20 protein-coding genes are annotated in these 17,344 nt (G+C 69.8%); 18 read left to right on the top strand and 2 right to left on the bottom strand.

Annotated features, from left to right (window positions below):
• Positions 1-231 precede the first annotated feature (231 nt).
• From ACH4C6_RS34665 to ACH4C6_RS34580, 18 genes are all read left to right on the top strand, one after another.
• Positions 232-594 (top strand): hypothetical protein, encoded by a 363-nt coding sequence (locus ACH4C6_RS34665; RefSeq protein WP_398112634.1) that lies wholly within the window; start codon positions 232-234, stop codon positions 592-594.
• Between the two features lie 284 nt (positions 595-878).
• Positions 879-1,049 (top strand): hypothetical protein, encoded by a 171-nt coding sequence (locus tag ACH4C6_RS34660; RefSeq protein WP_398112633.1) that lies wholly within the window; start codon positions 879-881, stop codon positions 1,047-1,049.
• An 81-nt stretch (positions 1,050-1,130) separates the two neighbouring features.
• Positions 1,131-1,439: a WhiB family transcriptional regulator gene (locus ACH4C6_RS34655; protein WP_398112632.1), complete on the top strand. Its 309-nt coding sequence runs from the start codon at positions 1,131-1,133 to the stop codon at positions 1,437-1,439.
• Positions 1,440-1,645: 206 nt separating this feature from the next.
• Positions 1,646-1,837: a DUF5999 family protein gene (locus tag ACH4C6_RS34650; protein ID WP_398112635.1), complete on the top strand. Its 192-nt coding sequence runs from the start codon at positions 1,646-1,648 to the stop codon at positions 1,835-1,837.
• Between the two features lie 122 nt (positions 1,838-1,959).
• Complete coding sequence (locus ACH4C6_RS34645; RefSeq protein WP_398112631.1) at positions 1,960-2,334, top strand: hypothetical protein; 375 nt, start codon at positions 1,960-1,962, stop codon at positions 2,332-2,334.
• Between the two features lie 129 nt (positions 2,335-2,463).
• On the top strand, positions 2,464-2,865 hold the full coding sequence (locus tag ACH4C6_RS34640) for a hypothetical protein (RefSeq protein ID WP_398112630.1): 402 nt from the start codon (positions 2,464-2,466) through the stop codon (positions 2,863-2,865).
• Positions 2,866-3,001: 136 nt separating this feature from the next.
• A complete protein-coding gene (locus ACH4C6_RS34635) occupies positions 3,002-3,226 on the top strand; it encodes a hypothetical protein (RefSeq protein WP_398112629.1) in 225 nt (74 codons plus the stop codon).
• A gap of 1 nt (position 3,227) precedes the next feature.
• The gene (locus ACH4C6_RS34630; protein WP_398112628.1) at positions 3,228-3,446 is read left to right on the top strand and encodes a hypothetical protein; all 219 of its coding nucleotides are present in this window, start codon (positions 3,228-3,230) and stop codon (positions 3,444-3,446) included.
• Between the two features lie 60 nt (positions 3,447-3,506).
• Positions 3,507-5,735, top strand: a complete 2,229-nt coding sequence (locus tag ACH4C6_RS34625) for a hypothetical protein (RefSeq protein WP_398112627.1) — start codon at positions 3,507-3,509, stop codon at positions 5,733-5,735.
• 123 nt (positions 5,736-5,858) lie between these two features.
• Complete coding sequence (locus ACH4C6_RS34620) at positions 5,859-6,356, top strand: hypothetical protein (protein WP_398112626.1); 498 nt, start codon at positions 5,859-5,861, stop codon at positions 6,354-6,356.
• The gene (locus ACH4C6_RS34615; protein WP_398112625.1) at positions 6,353-6,589 is read left to right on the top strand and encodes a hypothetical protein; all 237 of its coding nucleotides are present in this window, start codon (positions 6,353-6,355) and stop codon (positions 6,587-6,589) included. Before ACH4C6_RS34620 ends, ACH4C6_RS34615 begins: the two co-directional genes overlap by 4 nt.
• A gap of 374 nt (positions 6,590-6,963) precedes the next feature.
• The gene (locus ACH4C6_RS34610) at positions 6,964-8,997 is read left to right on the top strand and encodes an ATP/GTP-binding protein (protein WP_398112624.1); all 2,034 of its coding nucleotides are present in this window, start codon (positions 6,964-6,966) and stop codon (positions 8,995-8,997) included.
• Positions 8,998-9,011: 14 nt separating this feature from the next.
• Positions 9,012-9,428 carry a conjugal transfer protein TraB gene (locus ACH4C6_RS34605; protein WP_398112623.1) on the top strand — a complete coding sequence of 139 codons (417 nt, stop codon included), beginning with the start codon at positions 9,012-9,014 and terminating at the stop codon, positions 9,426-9,428.
• An 83-nt stretch (positions 9,429-9,511) separates the two neighbouring features.
• Positions 9,512-11,629: a chromosome segregation protein ParM gene (locus ACH4C6_RS34600; protein ID WP_398112622.1), complete on the top strand. Its 2,118-nt coding sequence runs from the start codon at positions 9,512-9,514 to the stop codon at positions 11,627-11,629.
• Positions 11,630-11,708: 79 nt separating this feature from the next.
• Positions 11,709-11,897 (top strand): hypothetical protein, encoded by a 189-nt coding sequence (locus ACH4C6_RS34595; RefSeq protein ID WP_189293002.1) that lies wholly within the window; start codon positions 11,709-11,711, stop codon positions 11,895-11,897.
• A gap of 69 nt (positions 11,898-11,966) precedes the next feature.
• Positions 11,967-12,512: a hypothetical protein gene (locus tag ACH4C6_RS34590; RefSeq protein ID WP_398112621.1), complete on the top strand. Its 546-nt coding sequence runs from the start codon at positions 11,967-11,969 to the stop codon at positions 12,510-12,512.
• Positions 12,513-12,630: 118 nt separating this feature from the next.
• Complete coding sequence (locus ACH4C6_RS34585) at positions 12,631-12,864, top strand: hypothetical protein (RefSeq protein ID WP_398112620.1); 234 nt, start codon at positions 12,631-12,633, stop codon at positions 12,862-12,864.
• A 557-nt stretch (positions 12,865-13,421) separates the two neighbouring features.
• The gene (locus tag ACH4C6_RS34580) at positions 13,422-14,399 is read left to right on the top strand and encodes an abortive infection family protein (RefSeq protein WP_398112619.1); all 978 of its coding nucleotides are present in this window, start codon (positions 13,422-13,424) and stop codon (positions 14,397-14,399) included.
• A gap of 70 nt (positions 14,400-14,469) precedes the next feature.
• On the opposite strand, the gene ACH4C6_RS34575 is transcribed toward ACH4C6_RS34580, so the two are convergent.
• Complete coding sequence (locus ACH4C6_RS34575; RefSeq protein ID WP_398112618.1) at positions 14,470-15,645, bottom strand: plasmid partitioning protein; 1,176 nt, start codon at positions 15,643-15,645, stop codon at positions 14,470-14,472.
• Positions 15,642-16,796 carry a ParA family protein gene (locus ACH4C6_RS34570; protein WP_398112617.1) on the bottom strand — a complete coding sequence of 385 codons (1,155 nt, stop codon included), beginning with the start codon at positions 16,794-16,796 and terminating at the stop codon, positions 15,642-15,644. Before ACH4C6_RS34570 ends, ACH4C6_RS34575 begins: the two co-directional genes overlap by 4 nt.
• Positions 16,797-17,344 lie beyond the last annotated feature (548 nt).

Genomic DNA, 17,344 nt, shown 5'->3' with positions numbered 1-17,344 from the left:
TGTCCCGCCGGCCAATCACGTCGTCTTCGGCGGCGCGGGGTTTGGCGGCGGGTGCTTGACCGCCCGGCCAGGGCCCCCCCCGTTCCCCCGGGGGGGGGGGGGGGGGGGGGGTGGGGCGGGGGCCGGCCGTCAGGCCGGCCAGACAGTGACAGCCCCGGCGATTTGGCGATCGACTCCCGGGGCTGTCCGGCCAACGGAAACGAAGTGGAGATTCCCTTGACCACAGCGATCATGACACGTTCCGCGGCCGGTGCAACAGGGACTGCGGCCAACCCCGAGTACGCGTGCGAGCGGTGCGGCACCTGGCACTCCGGCCCCTGCTCGGCCCTCGCGCTGCGCCAGCTCGGTGAGCTCGTGCACCGTATGGCGCGCGAGGCTGACGCCCGGGTCCCTGAGGGGCGGCGGGCGCGGCGCACGCTGCAGGAGATGGCGCCCGGCTTTGAGCGTCAGCCGGTGCTGACCCTGCACCGGCCGGTGATGGCCGACGACGCGTGCCCGCTGTGCGGGCGCTGGTCGTGCTCGGGCAGCGACTGCCCGCCCGGCGCGGCACCCGCCCTGGCGGCCCGCACGGCACGGACGGAGGCGCACGCGTGATCACCTCCCTGAGTGAAGAGGAGCGCAAAGAGCTGAGCCGGAAGGTCGCCGAGACGAACAAGCGCTCGGAGGACCGGCCCAGGTGACGCGTCACCCGATACAGGCGGCCCGGGCAGCGCAGCAGCGCGCGGCCCGGGCCGCGGCCGCGGTCGGTTCTCATCACCCTCTGGCTCGTTTGCTGCTCGCGGCCGCCGCGATGGCGGCCGCGGCCGCGTGGGATGCCGGCCACCGCGTCGCTGATCTCCACCCGCCCCGCCCGCACCGCGACAAGAGAGCAGCATCCCGTGCCTGACGAGCTGTTCCAGCGCTACCAGGCCGCACACCGCGCCCACCAGACGCACGCCCAGGGCTGCACGACCTGCACCGACCAGGCCCGCTGTCGCGATGGCGGCCGGCTCTGGGAGTCGTTCGTGCGGCTGCAGGACGCCTACCTGCAGCGCAAGCGCCGCCGCTGAGCACCTGCAGACCCACGGACAGCCCCAGGGGATTCGCACTCTCTTGGGGCTGTCCTTCCACAGACCTTCCGGGAGGCCCTGATGAACCGCAACTCCCTCGTACGCATCGTCTACGCCCCTTCCGCCGACCTGTCGGTCAACACCGACTGGCGCACTCAGGGAGCCTGCACGAAGGAAGATCCCGAGCTGTTCTTCCCCATCGGCACCACCGGCCCCGCGCTCCTGCAGATCGCCGAGGCGAAAGCGGTGTGCCGTCGCTGCCCTGTCCTGCAGACCTGCGCCCAGTGGGCGCTGGAGCAGGGCGAGCCGCACGGCGTGTGGGGCGCGATGAGCGAGGACGAGCGGCGCCGCCTCAAGCGCCGCGCCGCCCGCAAGCGCGCCGCCGCCTGACCACCGGACGGGACGGGCGCACACCTTCCGGCCCGCCCCGCAGCACTGCCGCTGACCGGCCGCCCGCCTGATGGGCAGCCGGCCCTTTCGCACGCCTTCTGCCCGGGAGAGTCCCAGGCCCCGCACCCCCGTAGGAGCCATACATGCGCAGTATCACCCGCTCCGACACCGCGACCATTACCGGCGCCGCTCGGCTGCCCGCCTCGCTGTGTACGCACACACCGGCCTGCCCCACTGCCGACAGCCCCGACCATGAGGCCGCCATTGTCGTGGCCGGCCACCCCGAGCAGGGGTGGAGCCTGCTGTGCAACGGCGTCCTGCTCTTCGAGGACACCGGCGAGCTCCTGCCCGATGGCCGGGTCATCGCCCCGCACCGCCATCTCACGGTCGTGGCCTGACGGTTGCCTGATCCGCCCGCACCGACCACCGCATCACCGTGGCGGCCGGGTCGGGCGGTGACGGGGAGCCGGACAGCCTGGACCACCCTCCACGACGACAGGAGTTCGTGATGGTCTTCGACATGAGCAAGTTCGGTGGCGGCCGCTGGGTCAAGACCCACCCGAACAACGTGCACACCTTCGGCGCCCTCGAGCCCGTGATGAGCATCCTCGACGTGCGGGGCTTCGCGCTGCACGACATGTTCCTGATCGGGTTCAACGACAACTGCGGCTCCATCGTGCTGCCCACCGAGTCCCGCGCCGAGGAGGCCGCCGCAGCACTGGAGCCCGCCTACAAGACCGAGGTGGAGCTGATGGGCGTCCGGGACGGCGAGGAAGTGTGGGCGACCGAGTACACCCGCCGCGCCGCGGACGGAACCACCCCGCCGGCCTTCATCAACAACCTGACCCTCAAGGACGGCCGGCAGGTCATCAAGGACGGCCGCTGGGTCCGCTGACCCCCCTTTCCCCGTTCTGCCTGCTGCCTGACCCGCCCGGCCCCGACCGCACACCTCGCGGCCGGGGCCGGGCGCGGTCCCAGGGGAGCCGGACAGCCCGGACCACTCACTGACCGAAAGAGGGATCTCATGCCTTCCACCACCCCGGCCACCGCCCAGGCCACCGTGTTCAAGGTCGACGACTACGTGCTGTACCGGGACCCTGCCAAGTTCTGGGCGGGCGAGGCAGGCCACACGAGTGTCTGCCGTGTCGTCTGGGTGGGGCGTTTCAGCGACGGCTACCGCTACAACCTGCTGCCGGTGACGGGCGGCCTGATCCGCGACGTCCAGGGCGACTACCTGCGGCTGCTGCCCCCGATCGACGCAATGCGCGAGATCGACACCGCCCCCCTGAACGGTGAACCCGGCGCCCTGACCGCCGGCGCGGCGGCCTGGCTCACCCAGCAGCACGCCCTCACCGAACACCAGACGGCCGTCCTGCCCGAGCAGCACACGAGCGGCAACCAGCCGCCCGAGCTGCCCGAGAAGTAGCCGCATCGCCGCCTTGCCTTCCGGTTCTGCCTGCTGCCTGACCCGCCCGTCCCTGGCCGCACACCTCGCGGCCGGGGCCGGGCGCGGTCCAAGGGGAGCCGGACAGCCCGGACCACTGACGAGAAGGGGACATCTCATGACCGCGTCGATCACCGCCTCCACCACCGCGCTGGAGGCAGACAACGAGGCCCTGCTGCGCCGGGCGGCAGAGCTGGAGGCCACCTGGTATACGGGCCCGCGCATGTGGTTCGGCACCAGTGGTGAGCCTGTCACCGGCAGTCAGGCCGCCGCCCACCTGGACAACGCCCTGGGCCTGCTGGCGCGGGGAGGGCTGGGAGCCGGGCGCGTTCGGCCTGGGTGAGGTGCTGGCCGGCCCCCTGGACGTGAACGGTGTGTCCGTCAACGTCCTGGAGCTGATCATCTGCGCGCACACCGGCGCCAGTGCGGCCGCGCCGCGCCTGTGGGACACCGTCCCGGGCCGCACTGTCGACCAGGTCCGCACCCTGCTGATCGCCGGTGCCGCTTACGCCCGCACCTACGGGCCCGGCCAGCAGTCGGCGCTGCCCGCCCAGCGCGACTGACCAACTACCCATGAAGCGCCGCTCCGATACGGGGCGGCGCCCGACCTGGAAGGAGGCGGCGTGGCCGCCACTCGAACCCGCAGCAAGAGGCCCACCGCCCGCAAGAAGGCGGCCACGTCGCGTCCGGCTCCGCAGTCCACAGCCACCAGCTCCGACACGATCCCGGCCTCGGCCGCACCGAGGCAGGCGCAGCCGGAGTCGGACCGGGAGTCGCTGGAGTCGCTGGTAGGTGTTGCGGACGCCCGGGACCGGGCCGCTGACATCATCGACACCGCGCGCGAGCAGGCTGCCGCCCTCCAGGCGGAAGCCGAAGACCAGGCGGCGCGCACTGTCGCCGCCACCCATGAGCAGGCCACCGTGCTGCTCAGCGAGGCGCAGACCCGCGCTGCGGGCATCACCGTTGATGCCGACCGGGAGGCTGCTGCCCAGCGCGCGGCGGCCAGGGACGACCTGGAGGCGGCGCGCGGCGAGGCCGACCAGCTTCTGACTCAGGCCCGCGACCGCGCCGAAACTTTGGTGAAGGAGGCCCGCGCGCAGGTCACCGACCTGACCGAGCTGGCCGCGGCCGACCGTGCGGCCACGGCCATGGCGGTTGCCGAGCTGCGGCGCCTGGCGGAGGCCGACCTCAGCGAGATCGCGGCGCTGGTCGACCAGCGTCGCACCGAGGCCGGCCAGATCCTCGCCCGTGCCCAGGAGCAGGCCGACGAGCTGGTGGCCGCGGCGCAGCGGGAGGTCGAGCAGGCTCGCGAGCGGTTCGCCAAGCTCGCGGCGACGGCGGCTGAGCAGTACGACACCCGACGGGGCGAGGCGGAAGCGTTGTACGCGGACGCGGTCAAGGCCGCCGACGAGCGGCGCCGCGAGGCCGACGCCCACGTGGCCGCCGCGCACACGGAGGCGGAGACCGCCCGCACCGAGCTGCGTGAGCAGCTGCGCAAGCTCACCGACCAGTTCGACGCGGAGGCCGCCGCCAAGCGCAAGGCCCTCGCCGACGAACTCGCCGGGCTCAAGCAGGCGTGCGACAAGCAGCGTGAGCGGCTGCGGGAGGAAGCCAAGACCGTCACGCAGCAGCTGCGACAGGCCGCGCAGAAGGAGGCCGACCGCATCACCGAGGAAGCGCAGCGCAAGGCCAAGGGCATCACCGAGCGCGCCCAGGCCGACGAGGCCCGCGCCCGCCGGCTCCTCGAGGAGGCCCGCGAGGCCAAGCGAGCCAACTCCCGCTTCCGCGGCTGGCACCAGAACCTCAGCCGCAAGGCGTGGAAGACGGCCCCCTGGATCGCGCTCGCCGCCGGCGTCGGCCTCGCCGCCTCCGGCGAGTACGAGCTGGCCCGCATGGTCGGCATCAACGAATACGTCGCCCCCCTGCTGCCGGTGTCCATCGACGTCTACTGCGTCACCGCGTTCCGCGCCAAGCGGGACATCCCGGCGGCGCTCGCACTGATGGCATCGGCGAACGTCACCTACCACCTGGCCGAACAGGCCCACCTCGTCAAGGAAGGCCAGTCGGCTCCCTGGCAACTGACGACGTTCGTCGTGCTGATCTTCGTGGCCGTCATCTGGCGCGTCCACGCACTCATGCACGACGACGCCGGTACGGACGGACACGGCGGTACGGACACGGCGACCGGGACGGAGGGGCGTACCGGTATGGACACCGGAAACGGAACGTCAGCCCGTACAAGTACGCCCGCCCGTACAGGCGGTACGGACACCGCATCGTCCAGCCGTACAGGGGGCACCGACCACGATGTGTACATCGCTCACGGCCCGGTACGACCGGACCGTGCGGGCCTCGGGCACGACGGTACGCACCCTGTACACCCTGCCTCGCATCCGCCGCACGACGAGGGGGCCGAAGGGGCGGTGACCAGGCCGTACAGCGACCGTACAGGCGGTGTACACATCACCCCCGACAGGGCGGCGCGTACAGGTACACCGGCTACGGGACGGACCGGTACAGCCCGTGCGGCCGTACAGGGACGTACCGGTGTGGTGAGCGCCCGTACGGGGCCCGGCAGTGACGGCGTCCCGGCGGCGCGTACAGGTACGGCCGCCACGTCCTCGCCCGCAACCGGAACCAGCGGTGCAGCGGATACGGACCGTCCCGGTACGCCTGTACGGACGGACGAAGAACTCCTGCCGCTTGTACAGCAACTCCCGCGCGACAAGGACGGCTTCGTCACCCTCTACCAGGCCCGTACCAAGCTCAGCGTCAACCAGCCCCGCGCGATCCGGCTACTGAAGGAGGCCGGCCTGCTCCGCCCCGAGGACGCAGACAAGTACCTCGGCTGATCCACCGTCCGGCACACACCAGTGAGGGCCAGCCCACGGCAATTGGGCTGGCCCTCCGCTGCGACTGCCGGAAGCAGTCAACAGCCCCCCGAGTACAGCAGATCCGACCCCCACGGAGGACCCGTGAGCACCGAAAACAACGGTCAGCCCTTCTTCGACGACCCGAACGCGGCGCTGCGCGAGATCGCGCAAAACCCCGCCGCCTACGCGCACTACCTCGCGGACTTCCACCGGGTCGTGCTGGACATGCAGGCCAAGCTGGAAGTCCTCCAGCACGAGACCCGCGTGCACTGCCGCGGAACCCGCGTGGAGGGCGACAAGTGGAAGCAGGCGCAGCTGCGCTCTTTCCCGGTGGAAAAGTCCCTGAACGACGTCATCAAGCACCTCAAGAAGGCGACTTCAGGGCTGGAAAAGAGCGCCCATAAGCGCCACGCCCACGACGAAAAGGTGAAGGAGGTCAGGAGCAGCCGAAAGGAAAAGGAGCAGCTCAAGGCGCGTAAGAACAACCCGCCGCTCCAGGCCGCCCCGGAAAACTCCGGGCAGCAGGGTGCGCAGAGCCCGGATATGGGCTATGGTGGCCCCACGTCAATTTACAACCTGGACCGCAGGGAGTCGGCGTGAGTGCCGGTCGCCCGCTCACGAGAGCAGAGCGGAAAGATTTCAACCGTGCGGAACACGAGCGGAAAATCAAGCAAGAACTGATCGCTCAGCACGGCGAAGAACTCGGCACCTTCTACGCCTGGCTTCGGATTGTGAATATCCGAGGCACACAGGCTTATCGGGCAGGGAACACGGAGTTCATCCGTGAGGTGACGCTCGCCCTGCACAACGTCTACAGCCGTCACAGCCGCTAGCTCCCCGCGTCCCGCACGAAGGGCCGCTCTCGATCCTCGGGGGCGGCCCTTCGGCGATCCCAACGCGTGCCGCGCGTGACGCGTGCCGCGCGTGGCGCGCACGCGCTTACGCGAGGCCGGTGCCGACTGTCAAGCCCAGGAGGAGGGGTCGCGTGTCCGACGACACCGACAGCAACGTGATCAGCCTCCCCACCCGGGGCAGTGATTCCGGAGGAATGCCGGACGCTCCCGATGGTGGGGATCTCTTTTATTCCGAATCGCCTGGCAGCGGCTCAGGCAGCGTCGTTCCCCCGGAGTCCCCGGCGGAGACAACAATGGAACTTCCGCCTATTCGCGGGCCTATTTCCCCGGAAAGCGCTTTGCGGGAAACGGGAATGCCTGCCGCGCCGGATTCCGGCGACGGAGAATATGAGGAAGGCGAATACGTCCAGCCTCGCTCTCTCGCCGATCGGCTCGGTGACTGGCTGGAACTGCGGATCGAGATGGTGCGGGAACGGCACGCCTCCGAAGCGCCGTTCCGTGAGGCGGAAATAGCGCGCAAGGCCGCGCTTCTGGAAGCCCGCACCGCCCAGGAAACCGCGATGATGGAGCAGAACGCCAAACTCCACACCGCGCAGATGAAGGCGAAGGCCGACAAGGCGGCGGCGCGCGGCAAGGCCGACGCGGCGCGGTCCTCCAGCTCCGGCCTGGGCGCCGACAAGGGCGGCCGCTCGAAGGCCGGCGGCGGGGGCGGCTCACGCGGAGGCGGCGGCAGCTCCGGCGGCTCAGGCCGGGGTTCCGGCGGCGGGCGGGGCTCGGGAACGAACGGGTCCGGCGGCACCGGTCGCGGCTCTGGGAGCGGCAACTCCCCCAAGGGCGCCGGGAAGGGCTCTGATCGCTCCTCTGGCGGCCGTGGGGGTGCCTCGAAGGGCAATGAGTCGTCCGGGGGCCCGAAAGGCCGCCAGAACGGCTCTGGAGGCTCTGGTAGGCCCGGTACGGGCAAGGGCAGTTCGGGCGGCTCGGGCAAGAACGGCTCGGGCAGCTCGGGTTCCGGCAAGGGCGGCTCGAAGGGCGACGGCGGCCAGTCGAAGGACTCGCCGGCCTCGAGCCCCCGGGCCGAACGCGCCCGCGGCCGCCAGGAGCGCGCCGCAGCCCGCCAAGCCGCCCGGCAGCAGCGGCGCAGCGCCACCCAGGCCGCCAACCTCGCCGACCGCAGCAAGGACCGCGACCAGGACCGCGCCAACCGGCAGGCAGAGCGGGAGGAACGCCGCAGAGCGAAAGCCGAGCGGAAGGCCGCGAGGAAGGCGAAGCGGGAGGCCGCCAAGGCCGCCGACGACCGCACCACCCTCGGTGAGGCCGTGGCGGAGGAAGCCCAGCGCCGCTGGGACAAACGCCGGGCGGCGGAGAAGGACAGGGCCGGGAAAGACGACGGCAAGGCCAAGGACTCCACCAGCGACAAGGACTCCGAGGCCGCCACCAAGAAGATGCCCAAGGACGGCCCTGAGTCGTCGTCTGACGACCCGAAGGACGACTCCGCGACCAAGGAGCCGGACGACGGCAAGAAGACCGGCGAGAAGCCGTCTGACGGCTCCGACGGCAAGGACACCAAGGACGGCACCGGGACCGATGACGGCCCTAAGCCCGACGACGTCAAGGACCCGCCGGACGCGAGTGACAGCGACGACAGGCGCTCCTTCAAGGAGAAGGTCAAGGACTTCTTCACCAAGGCAGGTGAGGACACCACCCCGCCCGAGCCGGAGGAGCCCTCGAGGCTTCGGCCCGAGGACCTTGGCGACGTCACGGTGGAGCGCCCTGGCGGCCCGACGACCCGGTCCCCGAAGCCCGAAGAGGCTGAGGAGGACATCCAGGACGCGGTCGTCGTCGAAGACGCGGCCGATCCCTTCGGGGCCACCGTCTCCAGGCCGGCGAGTCTCCCCCGGGCTCCGGAGCCCCACACCCAGCGTCCCGGCACCACCCGACCCACCGCACAGGAGGACTCCGTGGCATCGGAGGTCAGCACGCCCACGTCGGGCCAGGCCGGCATGGCGGCCAAGCACCGCACCGACATCACCTTCGGCGAGTACCTGATGGAGATCGTGAACATCGCGATCGCCGCCGCGCTCGACAAGGAGCGCGCCCAGGACTTGGCCGTCGCGCTGGGCAAGGTCGCCGACGCCCTGCGGGATATGGCGGCCGACCTGGTCGGCGACCACAACATCGCCAGCGAGGTCGTCGACCAGATCACGGACCTGGCCGACGCCGCGGAGCGCATGAAGCAGCTCGCCGAACGGTGCGCCACCGAGTGCGAGATCGCCTCCGAGGCCGCCCGGATCGCCGCCATGTCGGTCGGCCGTGTCTACGGCGAGGACATCCAGGCCATGGACGACGCGGGCCTGGCCCACGCCTCCGCCGCCGCTCACCACGACTAGGAAGGAGGTTCGCCGTGAGCGACCTCGCGCCCACCACCGGCGGCGGCGCTGCCGCCACGACCGACGGCGACAACCGGTACAAGGCCGTTCAGCAGAAGCTCAAGACGCTGGGCACGGCCATGGAGCTGGCGGGCAACGAGCTGGAGCAGCTGCTGCGCGGGATGCGCATGAACGCGCAGCGCGCGGAGGGCCTGGCCGTCGACATCGCCAACGCCGAACTGGACCGCAAGTTCATCGAGATGACCAACCAGGTGGCCGTCGCCCTCGGTGGCGCCGCTGTGGAGGTCCAGAAGCTCCACGAGACGGCCCAGGAGGTGTCCGGCCTGGCCACGGACGCGCGGCGTACGCACGCGCGGCTGTACGAGGGCCTGGACACCATCCGCTCCGGCCGAAGGGAACGCACCCCCAAGCCGGGCTTCTTCGCCCACTGACCCCCGACCCCGCCGAAGTCCCTGATGGGCGGCCCGCCACCGACGGCGGGCCGCCCATCGCCATCTCCCGAAGGGAACACCCCGTGTCTGTGCCGCGCAGCGTCGCCCTGGAGCGCACCCTCTACACCCTGGCCGCCCCGGTCCTCGCCGCGGCCCCGAACATCGCCCCCGACAGTCCCGTCAACACGGTCGTGCAGCTGGCGGGCGCCGCCGGCATCGGCGGCTGGGTGCTGGCCGCCAAGAGTGACGAGCCCGGCGCGGGCCGCAAGATCTTGCGCTGGTCCCCGCTCGTGCTCGCGGCCGCTGTCGACGTCGCCGCCAAGAACACGCCCGGCGTGGGTCCGTGGTGCCTGGACGTCCTGCTCGCCGCAGGGTGGGCGGCGGCCGGCCTGTTCGTGCTGCCGTTCTCCCGGCACACCCGCCGCGGTCACCGGCCCGCGCTCGCCGCCCCGGCCCTTGCCCCGCAGCTCCAGCCCGCCCCCGAGTCGTCCCCGGCGCAGCCGGACGACGGCGCCGACGCCTTCACCCGGCAGGTTCGCTGGCTGTGGGAGAACCGCGGCATGCCCGGCCGCACCATCGTCGTCAAGGCCACCCCGCACCGCGGCATGCCCAACGACCTGTCGCTGCTGCTGCGCGCCTCCGAGGCCGGGCGGCCGATCTCCGGCCTCACTCAGGAGGCGGTCGCTGCCGCGTTCGGCGTGGACGTCACCGACGTGACCATCAAGGAGGTCGTCCGGCAGTACGGGCGCGAGGGCGGCCCCGCCTGGAAGGAGGTCGACGTCACCCCCGACGCGAACGAGCGGCGCCGCAAGGCCCCCACCGCCCACGAGTGGTGGGCCGACCGGATCGGCGCCGCCGGCGGCCCGGTGCCCGGCTCCGAGTTCGTCAGGGAGGTCCGCGACCACGCCCGTCGGGTCACCCACTACATCGCCCAGGTCCCCGACGAGATGGGCGAGCCGCGCGTCAACAAGCACGCCCTGGCGGCCGCCCTGAAGACCAAGTACGACGAAGGCAGGCTGTTCGTCACCGTCGACGGCAGCCAGGTCCTGGTCTCGCTGTGGGACAGCTCGCCGCTCGCTCAGGTCTTCCCGGCAACGAGGGAGCTGCTCACCCCGGACAAGGACGGCCGGTGGGTGACCGGCTACCTCGGCAACGGCCAGCCCGCCCGCAACCGCGTCTACACCGACCGGGGAGCCGCGCACGGGATCTTCGTCGCCCCCTCCGGTGGCGGCAAGACCCAGCTGATGGGCCTGCACGTCGCAGCCGATGCGTTGTGGGGGGCCGTGGTCATGCTGGCCACGGAGGCACCGGATGAGAAGACGGCCGCACTGGGCAAGCACACCGCCCGCTACGGAGTGGGCGCGCTCTACATGATCCGGCTCCTGCGGGCCATGGTCGCGCTCATGGAGATCCGCGGCGAGATGCCGTGGGAGGACGGCCAGGTCCACGAGTGGGACCCGACCCGGCCGGGCTGCCCCTACCGGATGCTGTCCGCGTACCTCGACGAGTTCCTCTCCGCCGCCCGCAACGGCGACTACGGCGCGGAGATCATGGACCTCGCGGAAGCGGTGTCGGTCAAGGGCCGCAAGTACGGGGTCGGCCTGAAGGTGGCCGGCCAGTCCATCTACGTCCAGGACGGTTTCACGCAGCTGCTGTGCGAGAACCTCCGCGACAACTGCATCCCCGTCGTGCTGAAGGTCGCGCCGAAGAAGGTCACCGACATGTTCAAGGCCCTCGGCATCGCGCCCGAGCACATCCCCGACCCGCTGCCCCGCTCCTTCTCCCCCGAGGAGAAGGGCCGGATCGAGCGGATCATGCGCGGCGAGCCGGAGCCGCCCGCCGACTCCAACACAGGCGGCGCCGGCTGGATCGTCGAAGGCAAGCAGCCTGAAGTCCTGCGCACGCTGTTCATGGACTTCAAGGCGGGCATCGACGGCTACTTCCCCGACACCATCGCCACCCTGACCGACTACGAGATCCGCGAGCTGGAAGCGCGGGACCTGTGGTTCGACTGGACCGAGCCGCCCCGGCCCGGCGAGTTCGGCCCCGAGCCGGGCGACGACGAAGACGGTGGCGACGACGGCGCACCCAAGAAGGGCGGCGGCAAGCGCCGTGGCGGCGGGAAGTCCGCCGCGCGCCGCGACGCGGTCACCTCGCCCCGCCAGGCGCTGGAGGCCATCAAGAACCTCTCCGGCGTCTGACCCACCCCCGCACCCAAACCCCCGCAGGGCCCGGCCGCACAGGCCGGGCCCTGCTCACACCTGGAAGGACACACCGCCCGTGGCCGTATCGATCTCCGCCGTCGTCCTGCTCGGCATCGTCGTCTTCGTCCTCATCCGGGGCGGCTACGTACGCCTCGGACCGGCCCTGGCCTGCGGCCTGTTCGGCTTCTTCCTCGCCTCCACCGGCGCCGCACCGTTCATCAGCGACGCGATCAGCACCGTCACCGGCTGGATCTCCAGCATCTGACACCGCCCCGGCCGCCGGCGTCGAAGGCCGCCACCCCCGCCCCGCGCCTTCGACGCCCCAGGAGCTCCGATGCCTCAGACCCGCCCCGCCATAGACCCGACCGCCCCGACCACCCAAGCGCCCGCCCCGCCGAAGGCGCTGTCCCTCGAGGAACGCCTGACGCTCATCAACACGGAGATGACCGCGCGCCTGGACGAAGCGGCCGTCGCCTACGAGGTCAACACGGCGCACATCGACCTCGAGCCCGTGGACCTGGCCGACGTCGTCACCGGCCCCGTCGACACCGGGCCCGCCCCGCTGCCCGACCTGTACCCGACACCGGTCGCGGCCCTTCTGCAGCGCGCCCACCACCGGCTGCTCACCGGCGGCTGGTGCAAGGACGCCCTGGTCGACGAGGACGGCGCCCGCTGCATGCTCGGGGCCATCCGGATCGAGGCCCGCGGCGACAGCGGCCTGGAAGCCAACGCGGCCGCCGTGCTCCTGGACGCGATCCGCCGCAAGTTCGGCGACGACGTCGACTCCGTGCCGTCCTTCAACGACGCGCACGGCACAGGCCGCGTCCCGATCCGCATGGTCGACCAGGCCGCCGGCCTCGCCGACGCCCGCGGCCTCTGAACCCCGCTCCGGACCACCTGCCTCGCACCCGAACCCCTCGCGGTCGGGTGCGGGCCAGGCCGTCCGGCCTGCGCACCACCGCCCATCACACCAACCCGAGCGAGGGAGTCGCCCCGCCATGCAGTCCGACGACAAGCCCACCAACGGCCAGCCCATCAACGGTCAGCGCACCCCGAACTTCCTCGACCTGCTCAACCAGGTGCCCGAACCGCCGGTCCTCGACCTGGGGGACAAAGAGCCCGGCAAGAAGCGCTTCGCCCGGCTCCGCGCCGCGTGGGACGCCTCCTGGGAGCCGGGCGGCTTCCTGTACGAGCGGTGGGAGGAACTGTTGCGTAGGTCGCTGCCGGCCTGAGCATGGGATGCGAGGAACCTCGTGTACAGCTCCCGTCGTGTTCTGTGCCATTCGGCTGTCGTCTCTCGTTGTGTCTTCCGGCGCTCTACCAGCAGTGCCGATCCCATCGCGATCACCGCGCCGACAAGTGTGGCAAGTAGTGATATCCAGGTCACTTCTGTAAGTAGGACGCATCTGCGGCTAACTGCCCGGGGCAACGCGTATTGCCCTCCTAGCACCGACTTGAGGCACCGCAGCGTTGCGACTTGCGGTGCCTGCCTCAGATCTAGGGCGGACCGGTAGACGTACCAGTCGATCCCAGGCACCCCCCAGGCCCTGTGCGGTCGGCGCCAGCTCGACGGCCCCGTCTCAGCTCCGAGGCACTCAGGGTTGATGCCTCAGAAGAACTGTAACTACCTCGGTAGTGCGGAGAAAGGATGTTGTACGCGTACAACATCCGCTCCCCCGACCGCAGCATCCGCAACGTTGTACGCGTACAACATCCGGCCCTGCCACAGCGAGCGAACAGCTGCCGAAATGCTGGGCGACAAGCGATCGCGCAGGGCCATCATTGATCGATGACTCCTGTGCATGAAGATCCGTTTGAAGAATCGCGTGGTGACCCATCGCGGCGGATCACACCAGTAACACGACGCGACGTCTTCGACTACATCAGGAGCCTCCCCACCTGGCATGGTCGCCTGGACGAGATTGATTTCCTGGCGCGCTTGTACGACTTGGAGGGACTTCCCTCGGAGGACCGGCGCTTCGACACGTTCCGCGAAGACATCGTCCAGCACCGCTACAACAACTACGACTGGGATGACGCCTGGATCTTCACTGATCCTCGCCTACAGCTTCTCAGCGGTCCGGACGAGAAGCTTCTGGGCTTCCTCGCACAGATGGTTCATCCCGTCGTGTGCGCTGACCCAGGGGAGTCAGCCGACATGGTTGCCGAGTTCAACCGGCTGCTCCAGCCCGACGGATGGACACTGAAGCCGTCAAGGCAGCTATCGGGACGACCGGTCTACGCTCCCGCGCTCCTGAGCGGAACGCACACGACCGCCATCGGCTACGCCCATCGAGCTGCGGCCCGCCTCGATGCGGAGTACATCGCCCAGCAGGTGACGCGCATGGAAGGCGCGGTCGAACTGGAGCCGGAGCTTGCCATCGGGACAGCGAAGGAGTTCCTCGAGCGTATCTGCAAGACGATCCTGGACGATCGCCAGGAGCCCCACCACAAGAACGACGACCTGCTTGTCCTGCTCCGCAAGACCACCAAGTGCCTGCAGCTGACGCCCGACCACATCGACTCTGCCGCCGCTGGCGACACGATCAAGCGCATGATGATGAGCCTCGGGCAGCTCGCGCAGGGAGCAGCTGAGCTGAGGAATGCCTACGGCACGGGCCACGGCCGATCAAAGGCGCAAGCATCGCAGCGACTCACTCCGCGGCACGCCCGCCTCATCGTGGGGAGCGCATCCGCCCTGGGCGTTTTCCTGTACGAGACGCACGAGGAAGGCGGTGCTTCCGCCGCTGTCGGCCCGGGCTTGTGACGACGCGGCAGAGGGGCGGATGTTGTACGCGTACAACATCCGCCCCTCAGCCAGGTACGGCTTGCCGGGCTCAGACCTGAACCTTGGTGCTCGACAGCCGTTCCAGCAAGAGTTCGGTCAGTGCCGTCAGGTCTTCCGCAGACAGGTGCTCTGCCAGAGCGTCAGCGACCTGCTCGACATCGCTGATCTCGATCAAGGCTGGCGGGGACTGGACGGCGGGTGGCCGTTCCGCGTTCTGCGCTGGCAGGACAGTCGACTGCTGGTCCGTGCCCTTGGCCGGCTGAGACTTGGCGACGGCATCCGTACGGGGCGCAGCCGGATGGGGCGCCTTGTCGCCCACACCGTTGGCCGCGGAGGAGGCCGTTGTGGTTGACGCGCTGCTGTCCGGTTGTGCCGGTACGGCACCGGAATCATCAGCGGCATCCGCTTCCCCGGGCTCGGCAGGGTTCTGCGTCTGACTGCGGGCCGCAGCCAGCAAGGCGCGCTCGGCTTCCTTCTCGGCAGAGCGCGCTGCCTTCTGGTCCTTGAGGAACTGCAGAAGGTCCGCCTCTGTAAGCCCGGGATTCTCCTTGAGCTGCCGGACCAGTAGGCGTCCATCCCGTTCTGGGAGATCGCCAGAGCTGAGCATCGCCTGAATGGCCTCGGGCAGGTCCAGCAGCGACAGCTGATGTGTGATCCAAGACCGGTCTTTGCCCAAGTGCTCCGCAGCGCGGGCACGGGCTCCGCGCGCCGACTCCTCCGCGCACACTGCTACGAGCTCGCTGATACCGCGGGCCCGCTCGATGATGTCGAAGTCCGCCCGGTCCAGGTTTTCCTTGAGGAGATGGTTTATGAACGTCTCGCGAGAGGCCGCCAGTTCATCGCGCACCACGAAGTCCAGCGCGTCCAGACCGACCTGGCAGGCACCGCGGTAGCGGCGCTCTCCGTTGACGAGGACGTGCTTGACGTCGCCGATGTGGTCTGCGTGATCAGGCCACAAGTTCAGGTAGACGTCGCGGGAAACGGCCACGCACGCGGCGAGCTGTGCAGCACGTAGTTCTTCGCCGAAGCGGGTCAGCTCTTCCGGAGTGCCGAAGTTGCGGCGGGGGTTGAGCGGTGTGGGGGAGACGTCGTTCAGTTGCAGGCGCACGAGTTCGTAGGCCGGGATGTCGCCCTGGGTGATGGCTTTCGCCCGGCCTCGGTCGCTGCGGCCCCGCGGCACCTTCCCGAAGGAGGACCCGGTGCCCAGCCGGTCGGCGGCCTTCATCCGTTCACCGCCAGGGCGATCGTGCGCATGACTTCGGACTGCTCACAGTCGGGTGCGGAGGTTAGCAGCGGCTGCTTAAGGCGGGCCGCCTCACGCTGCTCCTTGCGTTCGGGGATGACGCCCAGAACCGGTGGGTCTCCGATCGCCTTCCAGCTGTCGAGGGAGGAGGTCGCGATGTAGCCCTTGCGGCTGTCGTACATGTTGACGATGAATCCAAGCTTGCTGATCTCGATGTCGAGGTCGGACGTGAGGTCTTCGATCTGATCAAAGAGCATGTCGTAGGCGTCCGCGGATGAGTCTTCGGCCAGGACGGGGATCACGACGCCGGAGGCTTCGGGCTCCTCGCCGTCGCGGGTGCGGCCGTAGTACAGGGCGGTGTCCATGGAGTAGCCCAGGCTGGGCGGGCAGTCGATGACGATGTAGTCGAACTCGTGCTCCAGGGGTTCCAGCGCCTTCTCCAGAGCGATCTCCTTGATCCGCACGTGCCGGGTGGTGGCCAGCTTGGCGTCCAGCAGGAAGGCGTCCTTGCAGCCAGGCAGCAGGAACAGGCGGCCGCCGAAGCTTCCTTCCTCTATCGGCACGAGCAGGTCCCGCAGCTTGCCCTTGCCCTCGCCCAGCATGTGCTTGGCCAGGCTCGGGTCATCGATGTCGAGCATCGGGTAGCCGAGCTGCTTCGTCAGGTGGCACTGGGGATCGAAGTCGATGAGCAGGACGCGTTGTCCGGCTTCGGCGAGCGCTTCGGCGACGCCGGCGGACGTGGCGGTCTTACCGACGCCGCCCTTCTGATTGCCGAAGATGAGACGGCGGGCGCCGGTAGAGCGGGGGATGCGGCGGGGCGAGGGGTGACTGTCGAGCCATAGACGAATTGCCTGAGCAAGGCCTTGATTGAAGGCGGTCTCGCGCTCCTTGCAGACCTTCTTGAACTGGCCGTACAGCCCGGTGGGAAGGTAGGTGGCGAACGAGGCGCCGCCTGAGGTGTCGACCTGCGCGTGGGATGAGTCATCCGTCCGCCACGCCTCGACGCCCTCGGTGACGGCATCCTTGATGTCCACGCCCAACTCGGCTGCGCGGACCTTGAGTTCCTGCCGTAGCGCGGCAGGCAGCTTAGCTACTACCTTTTCCCGGTCGTCGGGACTGTACGGTGCGGTCATGCGGTTACCTTACTCACCGCCTGATGATTGGCAAGCAACGCCGCCGACCACGCACGCCGCTATCCGGCAGTTGGACGCAACGCGAGCAAAGAATCCCCGAGTCGGATGTCCCACCCCCTCCGGACGGAAGTCGAGTGAGCCCCGGGGATCCCCGCGAAGGGATCCACGAGCGCCTGGACCAAGTCGCCGGGGAAGGGGTACGAACACCACTCCAACTCCCAGCGGTCTCCCGCTCCCCACAGCCGACGAAACGCATGACGAGAGACGCCGCGCTCCAGCCGCCCCAGCGGGTCATCGAAGAACTGTCCGACCGCCCATCCGGCAGCCGGGTCCCGCAGACACAGACGCACCAGAAGTCCCGCTAGTAGGGCCTCCGCCGTGGGCGCCGCCGACGGCAACGACTCAAGCACGTCCCACTCCGAATCCGACATTGGCGTGTGCGTGGACCACAAGCGACTAGGTTCTGTCTCTTTGGTCAGCGCCGGGTCCAGATGAGGATGCCCGCGAGGTGGAGTGCGGCCTGGTAGGCGATCGCGAGCTTGTCGGTT

The organism is Streptomyces sp. NPDC017943 (assembly GCF_044328425.1).
GTDB classification, from domain to species: domain Bacteria; phylum Actinomycetota; class Actinomycetes; order Streptomycetales; family Streptomycetaceae; genus Streptomyces; species Streptomyces djakartensis_A.
Note: the sequence above shows the minus strand (reverse complement) of the source record. Positions and strands in the feature narration are given on the sequence as shown.

What these genes read in the sequence shown, in the direction of transcription:
- ACH4C6_RS34665 (WP_398112634.1), top strand. Translation starts at nt 232, where the DNA reads ATGACACGTTCCGCGGCCGGTGCAACAGGGACTGCGGCCAACCCCGAG.
- ACH4C6_RS34655 (WP_398112632.1), top strand. Translation starts at nt 1,131, where the DNA reads ATGAACCGCAACTCCCTCGTACGCATCGTCTACGCCCCTTCCGCCGAC.
- ACH4C6_RS34645 (WP_398112631.1), top strand. Translation starts at nt 1,960, where the DNA reads ATGAGCAAGTTCGGTGGCGGCCGCTGGGTCAAGACCCACCCGAACAAC.
- ACH4C6_RS34640 (WP_398112630.1), top strand. Translation starts at nt 2,464, where the DNA reads ATGCCTTCCACCACCCCGGCCACCGCCCAGGCCACCGTGTTCAAGGTC.
- ACH4C6_RS34635 (WP_398112629.1), top strand. Translation starts at nt 3,002, where the DNA reads ATGACCGCGTCGATCACCGCCTCCACCACCGCGCTGGAGGCAGACAAC.
- ACH4C6_RS34610 (WP_398112624.1), top strand. Translation starts at nt 6,964, where the DNA reads ATGCCTGCCGCGCCGGATTCCGGCGACGGAGAATATGAGGAAGGCGAA.
- ACH4C6_RS34590 (WP_398112621.1), top strand. Translation starts at nt 11,967, where the DNA reads ATGCCTCAGACCCGCCCCGCCATAGACCCGACCGCCCCGACCACCCAA.
- ACH4C6_RS34585 (WP_398112620.1), top strand. Translation starts at nt 12,631, where the DNA reads ATGCAGTCCGACGACAAGCCCACCAACGGCCAGCCCATCAACGGTCAG.
- ACH4C6_RS34580 (WP_398112619.1), top strand. Translation starts at nt 13,422, where the DNA reads ATGACTCCTGTGCATGAAGATCCGTTTGAAGAATCGCGTGGTGACCCA.
- ACH4C6_RS34575 (WP_398112618.1), bottom strand. Translation starts at nt 15,645, where the DNA reads ATGAAGGCCGCCGACCGGCTGGGCACCGGGTCCTCCTTCGGGAAGGTG.
- ACH4C6_RS34570 (WP_398112617.1), bottom strand. Translation starts at nt 16,796, where the DNA reads ATGACCGCACCGTACAGTCCCGACGACCGGGAAAAGGTAGTAGCTAAG.